Below are 18534 nucleotides of genomic sequence, written 5' to 3'. Positions count from 1 at the left end.
CGCGCTGGACACTCAATACCGTCGCCGCAGCGGGCGACTCAGCAGCCAGAGGATCAGCAACCCGCAAGCCAGGATCACCGTACTGGTGCCCCACTGCAGCGGCCCGGCGAGGCGGAACATCTCGGCCGGATGCAGGCTCGGCGCGCGAATCATGCGTACTTCGGCAGCGATGCCGGTGGTAGGAATGTCGGCCAGGCCATCGCCGTCGAGATCCGGCAGGCTGCGGATATGGTCGAGCAGCGCCTGCCATTCCTTGAGTTCCTGCATGCCTTCGGTTTCCGGGTCCTGATCGACGATGGCATCTTCGATACGTGGCAGCGGCTTGCCCTCGGCATCCTTGGGGATCACGTTGAGCAGGCCCTTGGTCAGGTCCGGCACCAGCCAGGTGAAGCTGCCGACGTAACTGGTGGCGCCGATGCTGTAGAGGCGCGTGTCGTTCAGATCCAGGTCGCGGTAACCCCTGACCGAGTCACCTATCTCGATGCGGCTGACGCGGTCGAACGGCACGCGCCAGGGGTTGTAGGTAAAGCGCACGCCGGAGACCCGCGGGTAATAGCTCTGGCTGTCGCGTAACTGATAGGCGAGCAACAGCACCTCCAGCAGCGACTTGATTTCACGGGCGCTGACGTAGGCCTTGATCATCGGGTAGCCGGGTTCGTCGTCGAAATGGCCGATGCCCAGCGGCGCGATGCGGAACAGGTCGGAAACATCCTGCACACCGTTGCGGCCCTTGAGCAGGTCATCGCGGATGGTGCCGTTGCCGGTGAAGGCCAGGTCGGCGTCCACCGCATGACGCAGGGCATCGGTCACCAGGTTAGCCAGGGTATGGTCGCTGAAATCGCGGCCCAGGCTCTGGTCGACCTTGGCCAGCGCCTGGTCGAACCGATAGCCCTTGGGCGCCAGCATGCGCTCGCTGACCACCTGCTTGAAATCCTCCACCCTGGCGGTGATGGCCGCATCGCCGGCAATGCTGTCATTGACCGGATGCAGGCGGTAGTCGCGCACTCGCGGCACGCCGTCGTCACCGAGGGTCATGCGCAGCTCGCCTAGGTACTGGATTTCCGAACCGGCCTGCACCACCGGGGTGTGCCCATTGACCAAGACCGGCTGCGGCAGCGCCACATGCGAGTGGCCGCCGACGACGATATCGATGCCCGGCACCTGCTCGACCAGCTCCACCTCCTCGCCGCGCCAGCTGGTATCGGCTTGCTGGGTGACGCCCATGTGCGAGAGCAGGATGACCACTTCGGCGCCCTCCTCGCGAAGCTTGGCCACGGTTTCCCGGGCGGTGGCCACCGGGTCGGCGAAGGTCACCGGCTTGATCATCGGACTGACCGCCACGGCGTCGTTACCGAGCAGACCGAACAGGCCGAAGCGGATGCCGCCACGCTCGATCAGCGTGTAAGGCAGGATGCGCCCGGCCTCGGCATGCGCCTCGAGGCTGTCGTCAGCCTTGCTCGTCGGATCGAAGCGCATGTTGCTCGATAGCAGCGGCAGCAGCGCATCGCCCTTGACCTTGTGCGCGGCGCTGATCATCGCGGCGAGGCCTGCCGGACGAAAGTCGAACTCGTGGTTGCCGATCACCGCGGCGTCGTAGCCCAGCTCGGTCATCAGACGCAGCTCGCTGCCCATCTCGCGAGCGATGGTGTGAAACAGCGTGCCCATGGTGAAGTCGCCGCCATCGAGCAGCAGCAGAGGTTCATCCCCGGCTGCCGCGCGGCGCTCGTTCAACAAGGTGGCCAGGCGCGCGACACCGCCAACGGTTCCATCGTCGTTCACCGTTGCCGGGCTGTATTCGTTGTTCGGACCGAAACCAAGCAGGCGCGACTGCCAATCGTTGCTGTGCAGGATGGTGAAACTGCGCTCGGCAGCGGTCAGCGGCGTTGCAGCCAGCAGGCCGGCGAAGAGAAGGGAGGAAAGCAGGCGCATGGACGATCCTTGACGATGACTGCGCACAGTATGGAACAGGCCATGACGCCAGACAGCGACCGATCGAGACGCCTTTTGTCGCCAATCGAGTCAGCCATTCATTGCCTCAGGTCAGCCCCAAGCCAGACGAAGGGGCTAGGCTGCATACAGGACGGCAAAGCGGAGAAGAACGATGGACCACTACGACCTGATGCTGGTGCTGCTGATCGGCGGATTCCTGATGCTGGGGGTCGGCTTCAACTTTCGCGAACACGAATGGGGCGTGCTGGTACTAGGCCTGGGTGTGCTGGTGATGCTGGTGCCGATTGCGTTGCGGGTGCATCTGGCGTTGGCGTAGGCGTGCAGCGCTCGGGGGGACGTTCGATGCAGATGCTGCTCGCGCGCCGCGCAACCCTACCAGACAGTAGATGGCGTTGCGCCAATGGTGGGTTACGCCGCAGCAGGCATTGCGATTCGCTCAACAGACTTACCAGGCGGCTAACCCACCCTACGGTTCAGCGCGCGGTCACTCGAAGGGTGGGTTAGCGGCGCTGAATGACGGTCTTCAAGACGCAGGTGAAGGCCGTGCGCCGCGTAACCCACCGGGCGGTTGATGGCCCCACGCCGAAGGTGGCTCAGGTAACAGCCCCATGACTCCCTACTGCTTCCAGCGCTCGGCGGCGCTCTGGTCGCTGCAGCGGCCTTCGACCCAGCGCGGACCTTCGCTGGTGTCTTCCTTCTTCCAGAAAGGAGCGCGGGTCTTCAGGTAATCCATGACGAAGTTGCAGGCGTCGAACGCGGCCTGGCGATGGGCGCTGCTGGTGCCGACGAAGACGATGGGCTCGCCCGGCTCCAGCCGACCGACGCGGTGAATGATCTCGATACCCAGCAGCGACCAGCGCTCATTCGCTTCATCGGCGATCTTGGCCAGGGCCTTTTCGGTCATGCCGGGAAAATGCTCGAGGAACATGCCGCCCACTTCGCGCCCATCATTGAAGTCACGCACGTAGCCGACGAAGGTGACCACCGCTCCGATGCCGAGGTTGGCAGCATGCAGGGCGTTGAGCTCGGTACCGGGGTCGAAGGGCTGGGCTTGGACGCGGATGGTCATGCGGGGTCTCGTTTGATGAGGCGTTTTCAGAGTCGGTTTGGTGGGCTGAAGCCCACCCTACGCGGAGCGGTTCATCATCGCGGCTGAAGCGGAACGCCGCCCGGCCGCTCCTACAGCCGTATCAACCGCCGGTGACGGTGGGGAAGAAGGCCACTTCATCGCCTTCGGCCAGCGGCTCGTCGAGGCTGCACAGTTCCTGGTTGCGCGCGCACATCAGGTTCTGCTCGCCCAGCACTTCCCACTCGCCGCCACGGGCGACCAGGTGCAGACGCAAATCGTCAAGAGTGGCGAAGTCGCCGCTGAGCTGTTCGTCGTCACGGCCCAGGGCCTCACGGTAGCGGGCGAAATACTGCACGCGGATCATGCTTGCTCCTCCAGCTTGTAGTGACCGCTCTTGCCGCCGAGCTTTTCCAGCAGGCGTACCTGCTCGATGACCATGCCGCGATCCACGGCCTTGCACATGTCATAGATGGTCAGCGCGGCGACGCTGGCGGCAGTCAGTGCTTCCATCTCGACACCGGTTTGCCCGGACAGTTTGCAGCGTGCGGTGATATGGACGCAGTCATCGCCTTCGGCGCTCAGCTCGACCTTGACGCCGGTGAGCATCAGCGGGTGACACAAAGGAATCAGATCGCTGGTTTTCTTCGCCGCCTGGATGCCGGCGATACGCGCTACGGCGAACACATCGCCCTTGGGATGCTCACCGGCAACGATCATCTTCAGGGTGGCGGGGAGCATGCGCACGCGTGCTTCGGCGGTGGCTTCACGGAAGGTAGTCGCCTTGTCGGTGACGTCGACCATATGCGCGCGGCCTTGGGAATCGAGGTGGGTCAGCACGGGAAAGCTCCTGGCGGGAATCGACCGATTGTAAACCTGCAGGTCAGGAATTCGTAGCCCGGATGAAATCCGGGGCCAGAGCGGCAAAAATCCCCGGATTTCATCCGGGCTACTGACTACATACTGACTACATCCGGCGACACAACTGTAGGAGCGGATTTATCCGCGATCATCGCGGCTGAAGCCGCTCCTACAGGATTACCGCGTTGATACCGACAAAAAACGCCCCGGCTCTTGCGAGCAGGGGCGTCGAGATATTGGTGCACTATCGCCCCTCTCCCGCAAGCGGGAGAGGGGAGCCAGGAGCACTACATATGACTTTCCGCGTATTCCGCCAGGACCGAACGCGGCACGCCCTGCAGGGTGATATGAACGCCGTGCGGGAAGTCCTTGAAGCGTTCGGTGAGGTAGGTCAGACCCGAGCTGGGCGCTGACAGATACGGCGTGTCGATCTGCGCCAGGTTCCCCAGACAGACCACCTTCGAGCCGCTGCCGGCACGGGTGATGATGGTTTTCATCTGGTGCGGGGTGAGGTTCTGGCACTCGTCGATGAGGATCAGGCTCTGCTGGAAGCTGCGCCCGCGGATGTAGTTCAGCGACTTAAATTGCAGCGGCACCTTCTGCAGGATGTAGTCGACGCTGCCGTGGGTGCTCTCGTCCTCCATATGCAGCGCTTCGAGGTTGTCGGTAATGGCGCCGAGCCAGGGCTCCATCTTCTCCGCCTCGGTGCCGGGCAGAAAACCGATTTCCTGATCCAGCCCCTGCACGCTACGGGTGGCGATGATCCTCCGGTAGCGCTTGCTGACCATGGTCTGCTCGATGGCCGCGGCCAGCGCCAGGATGGTCTTGCCGGAACCGGCAGCGCCGGACAGGTTGACCAGATGGATGTCCGGGTCGAGCAGCGCGAACAGCGCCAGCGCCTGGTGGATGTCGCGCGGTTTCAGGCCCCAGGCTTCCTGGTGCAGCAGCGGCTCCTGGTGCATGTCGAGGATCACCAGCTCATCGCCCTTGATCGCCTTGATCCAGCCGACGAAGCCCTGCTCATCAAGGATGAACTCGTTGATGTGCACGGCCGGCAGGTTGTCGGTGAGTTGCACGCGGTGCCAGGTGCGGCCGTGGTCCTGACGGGTGTCGACCTTGCTCACGCGGTCCCAGAACGAGCCGGGCATGTCGTGATATCCCTTTGACAGCAGCGAGACGTCATCGACCAGTTGGTCGGTGTGGTAGTCCTCGGCGTCGATGCCGCAGGCGCGCGCCTTCAGGCGCATGTTGATGTCCTTGGTCACCAGCACCACGGAAAGGCCCGGGTTGCGTGACTTCAGCTCCACCAACTGGTTGATGATCTTGTTGTCGTTGAGGGTTTCCGGCAGCCAGGTGACCGGCGCCGCGCTCTTGCTCATAAGGATGGAAAGGCGCCCGCAGGGGCCGCTCTTGCCGCGCTGGATCGGTACGCCATATTCGACGTCTTCGGGTTCGGCGCCAGCGAGAATCTGGTCGATCAGGCGGATGGCCTGGCGACATTCGGCGGCGACGCCGTGTTTGCCGGACTTCAGTTTGTCGAGTTCCTCCAACACCGTCATCGGGATGGCGACGTGGTGTTCTTCGAAGTTGAGCAAGGCGTTGGGATCGTGGATCAGAACATTGGTGTCGAGGGCGTAGAGGGTTGGAGCGGTGGGCTTGGAGCGTCCGTGGTCATCCATACTCGGTCACCTTCTTGTAGTAGCCAGGCGACGCAATACCAGGGCGGTGCTGCGCCGGACAGAGACCGCCGATTTTTCAGATCGGGGCCGAAAGGTGGCAAGCAAGGTGAGGGCCAATGGCCGCCACCTGTCTGCAGGTTTCGGCGGTCTTGCTTTTTTATTACTCCAATTCACATGACAGAAAAACGTTTTTTTCTCGGCATGCGGGTTTATTTGCACACGCGACAGATAACGCTTGGCGTGCCGCCAGCGCCCCGTTACAGTCGGAAGTCCTACCGGCTGTCGCCCGCTTCGCTTACCCGCCCTCACTTGCAGCACGCCGCGCCAATCAGGTGTAGCGCCCTTTCGCTTGGCCATGAATGTTCTGCCTTCCCAGGGGCGGTATCGGTTCATTCGCGAGCAGAGCTCGCTCCTACCAAAGCAGTGATCGGCTCTTCTCAATCGCCCCGATAGGTGGCCTTGCCGATCCCTGCCCTCTAGAATCGCCGTCACGCTTTCTGGAGACCTAGCCCATGTTGATGGTGATTTCACCGGCCAAGACCCTCGATTACGAGACACCGCCCGCCACACCGCACTTCACCCAACCCGAACACCTTGACCACGCCCAGGAACTGATCGAGCAGCTGCGCGACTTCAGCCCGGCGCAGATCGCCGAACTGATGGGCCTGTCGGACAAGCTCGCGGGCCTCAACGCCGCGCGTTTCGGCAGCTGGGAGCGGCCGTTCAACCCCTCCAACGCCAAGCAGGCGCTGCTCGCATTCAAGGGCGACGTCTATACCGGGCTCAATGCCGAGGATTTTTCCGAGGACGATTTCGACTTCGCCCAGACGCACCTGCGCATGCTCTCCGGCCTGTACGGCGTGCTGCGCCCGCTGGATCTGATGCAGGCCTATCGCCTGGAGATGGGCACCAAGCTGGTCAACGGCCGCGGCAAGGACCTGTACGCCTTCTGGGGCGAGCGCATCAGCGGCTGGCTCAACGAAGCGCTGGCCGCCCAGGGTGACGACGTGCTGCTCAACCTGGCGTCCAACGAATACTTCGGCGCGGTCAAGCGCAAGGCCTTGAACGCGCGCATCATCGACACCGAGTTCAAGGACCTGAAGAACGGTCAGTACAAGATCATCAGCTTCTATGCCAAGAAGGCCCGCGGCCTGATGGCCCGCTACGTGATCAAGGAACGCCTGACCAACCCCGAAGGCCTGAAGGACTTCGACTATCAGGGCTACAGTTACTCGGCCGAACATTCCAAGGCCGACAGCCTGGTTTTCCTGCGCGACCATCCGCAGGACTGATCGCCAAACGGCAAAAACCCATGCGCCGCTCATCGGTTGCTGCATGGGTTTGGCCGCTGCGCTGGGCAATTCCCTCCTTTCCGCTCGTTCCCCGTGCCGGCCGCCTCGCTGGCGCCGAGCGCAACGCCCGAGAAAAATTCCTTAGTCGCTGCGTTTACCTCTGAAAAAACTCTTTGGCATCACAGTTTCAGCGCGGCCGCACTTCGCGCAGAACTTATTGCGTCGCTTAGTTATCGGATAGTTTCGCATTAGTTAACTCGCCGCGTGCCATCGTGCATTTTGCAAGTTGCCACTATATTGCGATCAGAAAATTCGTTCAGCTCCGGTTCAGGTTCAGGACGAACGGTAGGAACTATCCCAAAGTGCCGCTACTCATACAGCCCGTAACACATTTCAATACATAACTTTTCAACAACCGAGACTGCCAGATAGCGGATTGATTTTCGCCGGAGCGTTTCACCCCGAGAAAAGTTTATGCAGTTCCAAGGGAGACAGCACAACCCGCCACAGCACTGAACCAGAGGCCTCACGCGAGGCAGAGACAACAATACCAAAGGGCCACTGTTATATATAACGGCCCGCACTTGGTGCCAACTCCGGCGCCACCCTCTACTTATGCCTGAATGAACTTGCTCGCCATTAAAAGCAAGTTCACGGACTAGTTTTGGCCAAAAGGCCAGTATTTGAAACTGCATCGAACGGACGAGGTGAATACCATGCGAATCAGTATCTTCGGTTTGGGTTATGTAGGTGCCGTTTGTGCCGGCTGTTTGTCGGCACGGGGTCACGACGTGATTGGCGTGGACATCTCCGCGCACAAGATCGACCTGATCAACAACGGCAAATCTCCCATCGTCGAACCAGGTCTGGAAGAACTGCTGCAACAGGGTCTGCGTCAGGGCCGTCTGCGTGGCACCACCGATGTTGCCACTGCCGTTCTGGAGAGCGATGTGTCGTTCATCTGCGTCGGTACGCCGAGCAAGAAGAACGGCGACCTGGAGCTGGACTACATCGAAGGCGTGTGCCGCGAAATCGGCATGGCCATGCGCGACAAGAACGAGCGCCACACCGTGGTGGTGCGCAGCACCGTGCTGCCGGGCACGGCCAAGAACGTGGTGCTGCCGATTCTCGAGGATTGCTCGGGCAAGAAGGCAGGTGTCGACTTCGGCCTGGCGGTGAACCCCGAGTTCCTGCGCGAGAGCACCGCGATCAAGGACTACGACTTCCCGCCGATGACCGTCATCGGTGAGCTGGACAAGGCTTCCGGCGACCTGCTGGAAAGCGTCTACAGCGAGCTGGACGCACCGATCATCCGCAAGGACATCGAAGTCGCCGAGATGATCAAGTACACCTGCAACGTCTGGCATGCGGCCAAGGTCACCTTCGCCAACGAGATCGGCAACATCGCCAAGGCAGTCGGCGTCGACGGTCGCGAGGTGATGGACGTGGTCTGCCAGGATCACAAGCTGAACCTCTCCAAGTACTACATGAAGCCCGGCTTCGCCTTCGGCGGCTCCTGCCTGCCCAAGGATGTGCGCGCGCTGAACTACCGCGCCAGCAGCCTGGACGTGGAAGCCCCGCTGATCGGCTCGCTGATGCGCAGCAACGCTGCTCAGGTGCAGAAAGCCTTCGACATCATCGCCAGCCAGGATTCGCGCAAGGTCGCCCTGCTCGGCCTGAGCTTCAAGGCCGGCACCGACGACCTGCGTGAGAGCCCGCAGGTGGAGCTGGCGGAAATGCTCATCGGCAAGGGCTTCGACCTGAGCATCTACGACCGCAACGTCGAGTACGCCCGCGTACACGGCGCCAACAAGGACTACATCGAGTCGAAGATCCCGCACGTCTCCTCGCTGCTCAACAGTGACCTGGACGACGTGGTGGCGAAGGCCGACATCATCGTCCTGGGCAACAGCGACGAGCGTTTCGCCAAGCTGGCAGAGCAGGCGCCGAGCGGCAAGCGGGTGATCGACCTGGTCGGTTTCATGCCCAACGCCAGCAACGGCGTGGCCGAAGGCATCTGCTGGTAAAGGCCGAGCGTACCTGCACGCCTCGAGCGTGCAGGTACTCGGAGACGCATATGGACAAGCTCAAGAACGGCCTCAACCAAGCCAGCGGCTGGATGCTCTATCTCAGCCTGCTGATGCTCCTGGCACTGGCTCTGCCACGCACGGTGTTCGACCCCGAATCGCGGGACTTCCTCCTGCTCATCGGTATCGTCGGCATCTGGCGCTATTCCATGGGCGCCATGCACTTCGTGCGCGGCTGCCTGTTCCTCTACCTGGTATACCCCTGGTATCGCCGCAAGGTTACAAAACTCGGCAAGGACGCCGACCCCTCTCATGTGTTCCTGCTGGTCACCAGCTTCCGCATCGAGGCGCTGACCACCGCCATGGTCTACCGCTCGGTGATTCGCGAAGCCATCGAATGCGGCTACCCGACCACCGTGGTGTGTTCGATCGTCGAGCTCTCCGACGAGTTGCTGATCAAGAACCTGTGGGCCCAGGCCGAGCCGCCGGCACATGTCACCCTGGACATCGTGCGCATTCCCGGCACCGGCAAGCGTGACGGCCTTGCTCATGGCTTCCGCGCCATTTCCCGACAGATGCCGGACCGCGATGCGGTGGTGGCGGTGATCGACGGCGACACCGTGCTCGAACCTGAAGTGGTCCGTAAATGCGTGCCCTGGTTCAAGCTCTTCCCCAATATCGGCGGGCTGACCACCAACGAGTTCTGCGAGGTACGCGGCAGCTACCTGATGAGCGAATGGCACAAGCTGCGCTTCGCCCAGCGCCACCTCAACATGTGCTCGATGGCACTCTCCAAGCGCGTGCTGACCATGACCGGGCGCATGTCGGTGTTCCGCGCCAGCGTGGTGACCGACCCCGAGTTCATCCGTGACGTCGAAGCCGACCACCTGGAGCATTGGCGCCTGGGCCGCTTCCAGTTCCTCACCGGTGACGACAAGTCGAGCTGGTACAGCCTGATGCGCCTGGGCTACGACACCTTCTACGTGCCGGACGCCGCCATCAACACGGTCGAGCACCCGCCAGAGAAGAGCTTCATCAAGGCCAGCCGCAAGCTGATGTTCCGCTGGTACGGCAACAACCTGCGGCAGAACTCGCGAGCCCTGCGTCTGGGGATGAGCCGCCTCGGCGCCTTCACCACCCTGGTGCTGTTCGACCAGCGCGTGTCGATGTGGACCTGCCTGCTGGGCCTGTGCGTGGCGATCATAGCCAGCATCAAGTACAGCGTGATGTACCTGCTGATCTACCTGCTGTGGATCGGTACTACGCGGCTGATCCTGACCCTGCTGCTGATGCTCTCCGGGCACCGCATCGGCCCGGCCTACCCGGCGCTGCTCTATTACAACCAGATCGTCGGGGCCATGGTGAAGATCTACGTGTTCTTCCGCCTCGACCAACAGTCCTGGACGCGCCAGAACACCAAGCTCAACCGCGGCTTGTCCAGCTTCGCCAACTGGTTCAACAGCTGGTCTTCGCGTGCCATGACTTTCTCTGCTGCCTCTGTCTTTATCGCCGCGCTGCTGGCGCTGGTATGACCCTACTCGAATAGGAATTAGCCACCATGAACTCCGTCGCCAATCTCAACGTCGTCCATGAGTCCGAGGCCCAGCGCCAGCACGCCCGCGTCAAGCTGCCAGGGCGCCTGCGCTACACCAATGCCCAGCGCGAACGCATCGATGCACGCCTGCAGGATGTCTCTGCCGGCGGCTTCAGCTTCACCAGCGAAAACGCCACGCACAAGGTCGGGGACTTCCACCGCGGCCAGCTGCAGTTCCAGCTCGACAGCCTGGTGCTGGGTCTGGACGTCGAGTTTCAGGTCAGCTCGGTACAACCGGAACATAACCGCGTAGGCTGCCATTTCCAGGGCCTCGGTGCGCGTGAAGCCGCAGCGTTGCGCCACCTGATCAGCAGCCACCTGGCCGGTGAGCTGGTCAACGTTGGCGAGGTGCTGCATATCCTCCAGCGCGACAACTTCACCAAAGCACGCAAGAACGGTTCCGGCGGTGGCATGGGCATGTTCGGTCGCCTGCGCGCCGTGACCTTCAGCGCCGCGATCTTCGTGATCGGCCTGGCCGCGTTCGGCTACATCGGCAAGTCGATCTACGGTCTGTACTTCGTCACCCACGCGAAGTCGGCGCAGATCAGCCTGCCGGCGCTGCAGGTCACCATGCCGCGTGAAGGCAGCGTGCAGAGCCTGGCGCAACCCGACGGCATCGTGGAGAAGGGCGCACCGATCGCCACCTTCACCACCAGCATGCTGGAAATGCTCAAGGGCCATCTGGGCGAAGACCAGCTCGAACCGAGCCAGATCGAAGCGCTGTTCGCCCGCGAGATGCAGGGCACCCTGACCAGCCCGTGCAACTGCAAGATCTCCCGCCAACTGGTGGCCGACGGCCAGTTCGCCAGCAAGGGCGACGTGATCTTCGAGCTGGTGCCGCAGGATGGTGTGGCCACAGTCGCCGCCAGCTTCTCCTACCGCAACCTGGAGCAGGCGCGCCCCGGCACACCAGTGACCTTCAAGGTGGCGGGCGAAGACCAGGCGCGCCATGGCGAGATCGTCAGCAGCGCGCTGCACGACGGTGGCCTGAGCTCGGACATCCGCGTGGTGATCAAGCCGCAGGAAACCCTGCCGGCCAGCCTCGCCGGCCAACCGGTGGACGTGGTCATCGACCGTGGACCGTCCTTCGGCGGCCTGGTCGACCGCGCCGTAGCCGCCGGGCGCTGAGGAGGTTCAGCCGTGAGCATGCCCCTTCTTCGCCCTGCCCTGCTCGGCCTCGCCGTCAGCGCCACGCTGGCCGGCTGCGCCGGCCTGCCCGATGAGCGCCTGGCCCGCGAAGCCCTGCAGAGCGGCGATCAGCAGACTGCCGAATGGCATTTCCGCCAGCTCGCCGAGATGGGCTACAGCGACTCGCAGATCGGCCTGGCCGACATCTACGCGGCGAACGGCCAGACCCAGGACCTGGACGAGGCCGAGCGCATCTACCGCCAGGCCCTGGACGGCTCGCCGCGTGCCAAGGCGCGCCTTGGCAAGCTGCTGGCGCGCAAGCCCGGCAGCACTCTGGCCGAGCGCCAGGAGGCCGCCGAACTGCTGGAGAGCGCAGCCCAGGCCCACGAGCCGAGCGCGCTGCTGCCTCTGACCGAACTCTACCTGTTCTACCCACAGGACTTTCCCGCCATGAACCTCGCGCAACGTATCCAAGACTGGCGCCAGCAGGGCCTGCCACAGGCAGAGCTGGCGCAGATTCTTCTGTATCGCACCGATGGCACCTACGACCAGCACCTGGGCGAGATCGAGCGTATCTGCCAGGCGCGCCTGGCCAGCAACGACGCCTGCTACGCCGAGCTGGCCACCGTGTACCAGAAGCAGAACCGCGAAGACGACCGCCAGGTGCTGATCGACCAACTGCTGGCGGGCTACCGCGCCGGCAGCGTGTCACCCAATCAGGTCGAGTCCGTGGCGCAGGTACTCAGCGACCCCGAGCTGGGCCAGCCGCAACCGCAGCAGGCGCAGGACCTGCTCGAGGCCATCGCGCCGAACTACCCGGCCGCCTGGGTCAGCCTGGCGCGTCTGCTCTACGACTACCCGGGACAAGGCGATATCGACACCCTGCTCGGCTATCTGGAAAAGGGTCGCGAAGCCGCCCTGCCACGCGCCGAACTGCTGCTCGGACGCCTGTACTACGAAGGCAAGCTGCTGCCGCAGCAGCCGAAGAAGGCCGAGGAACACCTGCGCAAGGCCGCGCCCAGCGAACCCAGCGCCAGCTACTACCTGGGGCAAATCTACCTGCGCGGCTACCTCGGCGAGGTCTACGCCCAGCAGGCGCTCGACCACCTGCTCAGCGCCGCCCGCGCTGGTCAGCTCAGCGCCGACTTCGCCCTGGCACAGATGTACAGCCAGGGTCGCGGGGTCAAGCCCAACCCGGTCAACGCCTATGTCTTCAGCCAACTGGCACTGCCGCGCAACACGCCGCCGACCTTCGAGCTGGCGCACGCGGTGGCCGAGAGCCTGACCCCGGCGCAGCTCGCCGAAGGCCAGCGCCTACTGCGTGAAGAGCGCGATGCCCGCGGCATCGTCCTGCAGCAGCAGGCCGCCTTGCAGGTCAGCCAGCCATGAACAGGGATGCACGCATGCAGTTAAACCGTATCGTCAGCCAGCTTGGGCTGAGTACTTGCCTACTGGCCGCCAGCACTGCCTGGGCAGCGGATGCGCCGAAGAATTTCGGCCTGGATGTGAAGATCACCGCGCAATCGGAAGACGACCGCGACCTCGGCACCCGTAGCGGCGGGGATGTCAGCGGTATCGGTCTGGACGTACGTCCCTGGGCCTACGGCGAACGCGGCGAATGGAGCGCCTTCGCCATGGGCCAGGCGGTCACCGCCACCGACACCATCGAAACCGACCCGTTGCAGGACGACGGCGAAGACAGCACGCAGCGCAGCGACGCCCGCCAGCCGGACAAGAGCTACCTGGCCATGCGCGAGTTCTGGGTCGACTACAGCGGCCTCACAGCGTATCCCGGCGAGCACCTGCGCGTTGGCCGCCAGCGCCTGCGTAGCGACGAAGGCAGCTGGTGGGATACCAACATCGAAGCGGTCAACTGGCGCTTCGACACCACCCTGCTGCAAGCCACCGTCGGCGTTGCCGAGCGTTTCTCCGACTACCGCACCGACCTCGATGACCTGGCGCCCGAAGACGAAGATCGCCAGCACTTCTTCGCCGGCCTCGACTACCAGTGGACGCCCGGCCATCGTATCGGCGCCAAGCTGCATCACAGCCGTGACGACGGCCGCCTGGCCAATCCCGGCGAGCGCGTCGACGAGCTGAGCAAGCGCTACACCGGCGATCTGACCTGGTTCGGCCTGCATGCCGACGGTGGCTTCTTCGAACGCAATTCGCGCAACCGCCTCAACTACTGGGCGCAGCTGACCTGGCTGCAGGGCGATACCGATCAGTTGCAGCAGGAAGTGGTCGGCAACGAGCGCATCGCCACCGGCTCGCGCAGCCAGGATGTCGACGCCTGGGCGATGGACCTTGGCCTGCGCTACAGCCTCGACGACAACTGGAAGATCGGTGCCGCCTATGCCCGCGGCAGCGGTGGTGGCGATGAAGGCGAGTCGCGCCAGTTCATGCAGACCGGCCTGCACAGCAACCGCGCCAACTTCACTGGCGTCGAATCGCGCCTGCACCGTTACGGCGAAGCCTTCCGCGGCGAACTGTCGAACCTGCAGGTAGCCAGCGCGTTCAGCTCCTGGCAGTTGGGCGAGGACTACGACGCCAGCGTTGTCTACCACCGTTTCTGGCGCGTCGATGGCGATCAGGACGTCGGCGACAGCGGCATCACCGCGCCGCTGGTGGCTGGCGAGAAAGACATCGGCCAGGAAGTCGACCTGGTGCTGACCCGCTACTTCAAGCAGGGCCTGCTGCCCGCCACCGTCGCCGAACAGCTGGATGATCGTTCGGCCCTGGTGCGCCTGCGCGCCGGCGTGTTCCTGCCGGGCGACGCCTACGGCAGCGGCACCGACTCGGTGATGCACCGCGCCTTCGTCGACTTCATCTGGCGTTTCTGAGGGATCGGACCATGCAACCCAACGGCTTAGCCCTACCCATTCTGCTCGGCGCGCTGTATCTCGCAGCGCCCCTGGCCCAGGCCAACCCGGAGCAGCACCAGTTCGACTACCGCGTACGCAGCGCCCCGGCGCAAGAGCTGCACATGGAGGCGCCCGAACTGCCGGACCTGTCCGGCTACACCAAGGAGGCGGTGCTGGCCAAGATTCCCCAGGCCAAAGGCCAGGTGGTGGTGCGGCGCATGTTGCGCCAGGACGCATTGAAGGACTTCACCGGCGGCAACGAACGCCTGCGCGAGTGGATCAAGCGCCAGCAGGGCATGCCCCAGGCGATCTTCATCGAAGGTGGCACGGTCACCGCCGAGGACCTCGCCGAGGCGCTGCCCGACAGCCAGTTCGCCGAACAGGAAGACGGCGTGTACATCGCTCGCCTGCCCATCGTCGTCGCCGAAGGTGCGGCGCTGCATGTCGGCAAGGCGACCCGCGAATTGCGTCTGTCGCAGGAGCGCGGCTCGTTCCTGGTCAACGACGGCCTGATGTTTCTCACCGACACCCGCGTCACCGCCTGGCGCGAGGCCGATAACGGCCCGGCCACCCTGCGCGACGATGGCAAGGAGTTCCGCCCGTTCCTGGTCTCATGGGGTGGCAGCGAGCTGTACATCGCCAGCAGCGTGCTGACCAGCCTGGGCTACGACAACTCCAAGTCCTATGGCGTATCGATCACCCAGTACACGCCGAACATGCACGCGCGCCTCAAGCGCGAGGAGCCGACCGGCTGGCTGATCGACTCCGAGTTCGTCGACCACTGGTACGGCTTCTACTGCTACGAAGCGCAGAACGTGGTGATCAAGGGCAACACCTACCGCGACAACATCGTCTACGGCATCGACCCGCATGACCGCTCGCACGGCCTGATCATCGCCGAGAACACCGTGTTCGGTACCAAGAAGAAGCACGGCATCATCATTTCGCGCGAGGTCAACGACAGCTGGATCATCAATAACGAGAGCTACGACAACAAGCTCTCCGGCGTGGTCATCGACCGCAGCAGCGAGAACAACCTGATCGCCTACAACCGCGTGCATGGCAACCATGCCGACGGCATCACCCTGTACGAGAGCGGCGACAACCTGCTGTGGGGCAATCAGGTCATGCGCAACCAGCGCCATGGCATCCGCATTCGCAACAGCGAGAACATCCGCCTCTACGAAAACCTCTCGGCGATGAACCAGCTGACCGGCGTGTACGGCCATATCAAGGATCTGTCCGACACCGACCGCGACCTGGACCTCGACCCGTTCGATACCAAGATCTCGATGATCATCGTCGGCGGCACCCTGGCCGGCAACGGCTCCAGCCCGATCAACATCGACTCGCCGCTGTCGGTCGAGCTGTATCGCGTGAAGATGCTCGCGCCGCGCAAGAGCAGCGGCATCCAGCTCGCCGGCATCCTCGGCGAGAAACAGGACGAAATCCTCGACCTCATGGTGCGCCAGCGCCAGCCCGTGCTGATCGACCCGATCGATCCCGAGCAGATGACCAACTGACGAGGCCCCAGAATGCGCATATCCAAACTCAACACCCTGGCCCTGGCAGTGACCTGCGCCGCCTTCGCCGGCAGCCTGCAGGCCGAAGAGCGCCAGGCGCCGCAGTACCAAGTGGAAGACTGCTGCTCGCTGTGCCCGGCTGCGCACGATGCCAGCCGCTACACCACCAACTACATGAAGAACTTCGTCACCCTGATGGATGCCGACGAGGGCTGGCTGTTCCGTAGCGTCGAGGATCTGCGCACCGAGTTCGGCACCAGCGAGGTCGGCTACCAGCGCCTCAAGGAGCTGCGCGACGGCCTCAAGCAGCGCGGCGTGGAGCTGGTGGTGGTGTATCAACCGACCCGCGGCCTGGTCAATCGCAGCAAGCTGCGCCCGGCCGACTACCAGCGTTTCGACTACGACAAGGCGCTGCAAAACTACCGCCAGGCGCTGACCCGCTTCGAACAGCTGGGCATCTGGGTACCGGACCTGACCCCGCTGACCGACGAAGACAGCGACAAGGAGTTCTACTTCCGCCGCGACCAGCACTGGACGCCCTACGGCGCCGAGCGCACCGCGCGCCTGGTGGCCGAGACGGTCAAGCGCATCCCCGGCTTCGAGGACATTGCGCAGAAGGAATTCGTCACCGAGCGCGTCGGCCTGATGGGCAAGACCGGCACCATGCAGAACGTCGCCAGCCAGCTGTGCGGCACCGGCTATGCGGTGCAGTACGTCGATCAGTTCGTCACCGAGCCGAAGGACGCCAGCGATGGCGACGCGCTGTTCGGCGACGACAGCAGCCCGCAGATCACCCTGATCGGCACCAGCCACAGCGGCAAGAACTACAACTTCGGCGGCTTCCTCGAACAGTACCTGGGCACCGACGTGCTCAACGCGGCCTTCCCCGGCGGTGGCCTGGAAGGCGCGATGCTCGAATACCTGGCCAGCGAGTCGTTCCAGAACGACCCGCCGAAGATCCTCATCTGGGAATTCTCGCCGCTCTACGACCTGGCCTCGGACAAGATCCACCGCCAGCTGATGGCCACCCTGAACAACGGCTGCAGCGGCCAGACCGAGCTGCTCGCCAGCGAGAAGCGCCTGCGCCCGGGCAGTAACGAGGTGCTGGTCAACGGCGAGAACAAGCTGCTGACCCTGCGCGGCAACCGCCACCAACTCGACCTGCGCTTCAGCGATCCATCGGTCAAGCGCGTCGACGCCACCATCTGGTACCTCAATGGCCGCCGCGAGCAGATCAAGCTGGAGAAACCCAACACCGTCGATACCGACGGCCGCTTCGCCGTGGAACTGCGCGACGAACCGGGCTGGGGCGATCAGAACTTCTTCGCCCTGGAAATCCAGAAGCCCGAGGACAGTGCCGACGACCTGAAGGTCCAGGCCAGCCTGTGCCAGCGCCCCAGCGGCGCCAGCCAGCAAGTCGCGGGCAATTGAGGAGGCCACCATGCCCAAACGACTCGCTCCCCTCACCCTCATGGCGCTGCTGCTCAGCGGCCCGGCCTTCGCCGCCTTGCAGCCGCCGGCCGGCTACTATGCGGCCGTGGGCCAACGCGAGGGCAAGGCGCCGGCCTGCCCGACAGTGCCGCAGCCGTACACCGGCGAGCTGCAGTTCACCAGCAAATACCAGGGCTCGGACAGCGCGCGCGCCACGCTCAACCGCAAGGCCGAGAAGAACTTCCGCGAGCAGACCGCGCACATCACCCGCCTGGAGAAGGAAGCCGGGCGGATGATCACCGGCTACATGCGCACCGGCCAGCCGGAGCGGCTGGAATGCGCCATCGAATGGCTGGACAAATGGGCCAGCGCCGATGCGCTGGAGTCCGAGCAGTTCAACCACACCGGCAAGTCGATGCGCAAATGGGCGCTGGGCAGCCTGGCCGGCGCCTGGCTGCGCCTGAAGTTCTCCGAGTCGCAGCCGCTGGCGGCCTACCCGCAGCAGAGCGCACGCATCGAAGCCTGGTTCACCCGCCTGGCCGACCACACGGTGCGCGAGTGGAGCGACCTGCCGCTGCGCAAGATCAACAACCACAGCTACTGGGCTGCCTGGTCGGTGATGGCGGTGGCGGTGACCAATGATCGCCGCGACCTGTTCGACTGGTCCGTGGATCAATTCCGCATCGCCGCCAATCAGGTCGATGACCAAGGCTACTTGGCCAACGAGATGCGCCGCAGCCAGCGCGCCCTCGCCTACCACAACTACGCCCTGCCGCCGCTGGCGATGATCGCCGCGTTCGCCGAGGCCAACGAAGTCGACCTGCGCGGCGAGAACCATGGTGCCCTGCAGCGCCTGGCCGAACGCGTGCTGCAAGGCGCGCGCGACCCGTCCGCCTTCGCCCAGCGCACCGGCGCCAAGCAGGACATGAGCGAGTTGCGTAAGGATTTCAAGTACGCCTGGCTCGCGCCCTACTGCAGCCTCTATGCCTGCAGCGAACAGACGCGCGAGATGAACCAGGAGATGGGGCCGTTCAACAGCTTCCGTCTGGGTGGCGAGGTGACGCAGGTGTTCGAAAAACCGTAGGAGCGGCTTTAGCCGCGATTTTCGCGGATGAATCC

General features: G+C 63.8%; 15 protein-coding genes. 10 read left to right on the top strand and 5 right to left on the bottom strand.

From position 1 onward, the window contains the following. Positions 1-12 precede the first annotated feature (12 nt). Positions 13-1929 carry a bifunctional metallophosphatase/5'-nucleotidase gene (locus P3C50_RS18695; RefSeq protein WP_275547104.1) on the bottom strand — a complete coding sequence of 639 codons (1917 nt, stop codon included), beginning with the start codon at positions 1927-1929 and terminating at the stop codon, positions 13-15. Between the two features lie 172 nt (positions 1930-2101). Here P3C50_RS18695 and P3C50_RS18690 point away from each other — a divergent pair, with 172 nt between their 5' ends. After that, on the top strand, positions 2102-2266 hold the full coding sequence (locus P3C50_RS18690) for a hypothetical protein (protein WP_197854790.1): 165 nt from the start codon (positions 2102-2104) through the stop codon (positions 2264-2266). A 300-nt stretch (positions 2267-2566) separates the two neighbouring features. Here the strand turns inward: P3C50_RS18690 and moaE are convergent, their stop codons facing one another. From moaE to P3C50_RS18670, 4 genes are all read right to left on the bottom strand, one after another. Further along, positions 2567-3019: a molybdopterin synthase catalytic subunit MoaE gene (gene moaE, locus P3C50_RS18685; RefSeq protein WP_275547103.1), complete on the bottom strand. Its 453-nt coding sequence runs from the start codon at positions 3017-3019 to the stop codon at positions 2567-2569. Between the two features lie 121 nt (positions 3020-3140). After that, complete coding sequence (locus tag P3C50_RS18680) at positions 3141-3383, bottom strand: MoaD/ThiS family protein (protein WP_003459467.1); 243 nt, start codon at positions 3381-3383, stop codon at positions 3141-3143. Then, entirely contained in the window at positions 3380-3856 is a 477-nt protein-coding gene (gene moaC / locus P3C50_RS18675) for a cyclic pyranopterin monophosphate synthase MoaC (protein ID WP_275547102.1), read from the bottom strand. The genes P3C50_RS18680 and moaC overlap by 4 nt, the downstream gene beginning before the upstream one ends. Positions 3857-4164: 308 nt before the next feature. Beyond that, positions 4165-5556 (bottom strand): PhoH family protein, encoded by a 1392-nt coding sequence (locus P3C50_RS18670; RefSeq protein ID WP_275547101.1) that lies wholly within the window; start codon positions 5554-5556, stop codon positions 4165-4167. Between the two features lie 512 nt (positions 5557-6068). Between P3C50_RS18670 and yaaA the strand changes: the two genes are divergently transcribed. From yaaA to P3C50_RS18625, 9 genes are all read left to right on the top strand, one after another. After that, a complete protein-coding gene (yaaA, locus tag P3C50_RS18665; RefSeq protein ID WP_275547100.1) occupies positions 6069-6848 on the top strand; it encodes a peroxide stress protein YaaA in 780 nt (259 codons plus the stop codon). Between the two features lie 716 nt (positions 6849-7564). After that, positions 7565-8875: a GDP-mannose 6-dehydrogenase gene (gene algD, locus P3C50_RS18660; protein ID WP_275547099.1), complete on the top strand. Its 1311-nt coding sequence runs from the start codon at positions 7565-7567 to the stop codon at positions 8873-8875. A gap of 50 nt (positions 8876-8925) precedes the next feature. Then, positions 8926-10407, top strand: coding sequence for a glycosyltransferase family 2 protein (locus P3C50_RS18655; protein WP_275547098.1), 1482 nt, complete (start codon positions 8926-8928; stop codon positions 10405-10407). 26 nt (positions 10408-10433) lie between these two features. Then, entirely contained in the window at positions 10434-11597 is a 1164-nt protein-coding gene (locus P3C50_RS18650) for an alginate biosynthesis protein Alg44 (protein ID WP_275547097.1), read from the top strand. Positions 11598-11609: 12 nt separating this feature from the next. Then, on the top strand, positions 11610-12986 hold the full coding sequence (gene algK / locus P3C50_RS18645; RefSeq protein WP_197857365.1) for an alginate biosynthesis TPR repeat lipoprotein AlgK: 1377 nt from the start codon (positions 11610-11612) through the stop codon (positions 12984-12986). A 14-nt stretch (positions 12987-13000) separates the two neighbouring features. Next, complete coding sequence (locus P3C50_RS18640; protein WP_275547096.1) at positions 13001-14440, top strand: alginate export family protein; 1440 nt, start codon at positions 13001-13003, stop codon at positions 14438-14440. An 11-nt stretch (positions 14441-14451) separates the two neighbouring features. Beyond that, complete coding sequence (gene algG, locus P3C50_RS18635) at positions 14452-15984, top strand: mannuronan 5-epimerase AlgG (RefSeq protein ID WP_197857369.1); 1533 nt, start codon at positions 14452-14454, stop codon at positions 15982-15984. Positions 15985-15996: 12 nt separating this feature from the next. After that, positions 15997-17415, top strand: coding sequence for an alginate O-acetyltransferase (locus P3C50_RS18630; protein ID WP_275547095.1), 1419 nt, complete (start codon positions 15997-15999; stop codon positions 17413-17415). 10 nt (positions 17416-17425) lie between these two features. Next, complete coding sequence (locus tag P3C50_RS18625) at positions 17426-18499, top strand: mannuronate-specific alginate lyase (protein WP_275547094.1); 1074 nt, start codon at positions 17426-17428, stop codon at positions 18497-18499. Positions 18500-18534 lie beyond the last annotated feature (35 nt).

It is taken from the genome of Pseudomonas sp. Marseille-Q0931, from assembly GCF_940789645.1.
Taxonomy (GTDB): Bacteria; Pseudomonadota; Gammaproteobacteria; order Pseudomonadales; family Pseudomonadaceae; genus Aquipseudomonas.
This window is presented reverse-complemented; position numbering and strand designations above follow the sequence as displayed.

What these genes read in the sequence shown, in the direction of transcription:
- P3C50_RS18690 (WP_197854790.1), top strand. Translation starts at nt 2,102, where the DNA reads ATGGACCACTACGACCTGATGCTGGTGCTGCTGATCGGCGGATTCCTG.
- P3C50_RS18680 (WP_003459467.1), bottom strand. Translation starts at nt 3,383, where the DNA reads ATGATCCGCGTGCAGTATTTCGCCCGCTACCGTGAGGCCCTGGGCCGT.
- P3C50_RS18670 (WP_275547101.1), bottom strand. Translation starts at nt 5,556, where the DNA reads ATGGATGACCACGGACGCTCCAAGCCCACCGCTCCAACCCTCTACGCC.
- yaaA (WP_275547100.1), top strand. Translation starts at nt 6,069, where the DNA reads ATGTTGATGGTGATTTCACCGGCCAAGACCCTCGATTACGAGACACCG.
- moaE (WP_275547103.1), bottom strand. Translation starts at nt 3,019, where the DNA reads ATGACCATCCGCGTCCAAGCCCAGCCCTTCGACCCCGGTACCGAGCTC.
- P3C50_RS18650 (WP_275547097.1), top strand. Translation starts at nt 10,434, where the DNA reads ATGAACTCCGTCGCCAATCTCAACGTCGTCCATGAGTCCGAGGCCCAG.
- P3C50_RS18640 (WP_275547096.1), top strand. Translation starts at nt 13,001, where the DNA reads ATGCAGTTAAACCGTATCGTCAGCCAGCTTGGGCTGAGTACTTGCCTA.
- P3C50_RS18695 (WP_275547104.1), bottom strand. Translation starts at nt 1,929, where the DNA reads ATGCGCCTGCTTTCCTCCCTTCTCTTCGCCGGCCTGCTGGCTGCAACG.
- P3C50_RS18630 (WP_275547095.1), top strand. Translation starts at nt 15,997, where the DNA reads ATGCGCATATCCAAACTCAACACCCTGGCCCTGGCAGTGACCTGCGCC.
- algG (WP_197857369.1), top strand. Translation starts at nt 14,452, where the DNA reads ATGCAACCCAACGGCTTAGCCCTACCCATTCTGCTCGGCGCGCTGTAT.
- P3C50_RS18625 (WP_275547094.1), top strand. Translation starts at nt 17,426, where the DNA reads ATGCCCAAACGACTCGCTCCCCTCACCCTCATGGCGCTGCTGCTCAGC.
- P3C50_RS18655 (WP_275547098.1), top strand. Translation starts at nt 8,926, where the DNA reads ATGGACAAGCTCAAGAACGGCCTCAACCAAGCCAGCGGCTGGATGCTC.
- algD (WP_275547099.1), top strand. Translation starts at nt 7,565, where the DNA reads ATGCGAATCAGTATCTTCGGTTTGGGTTATGTAGGTGCCGTTTGTGCC.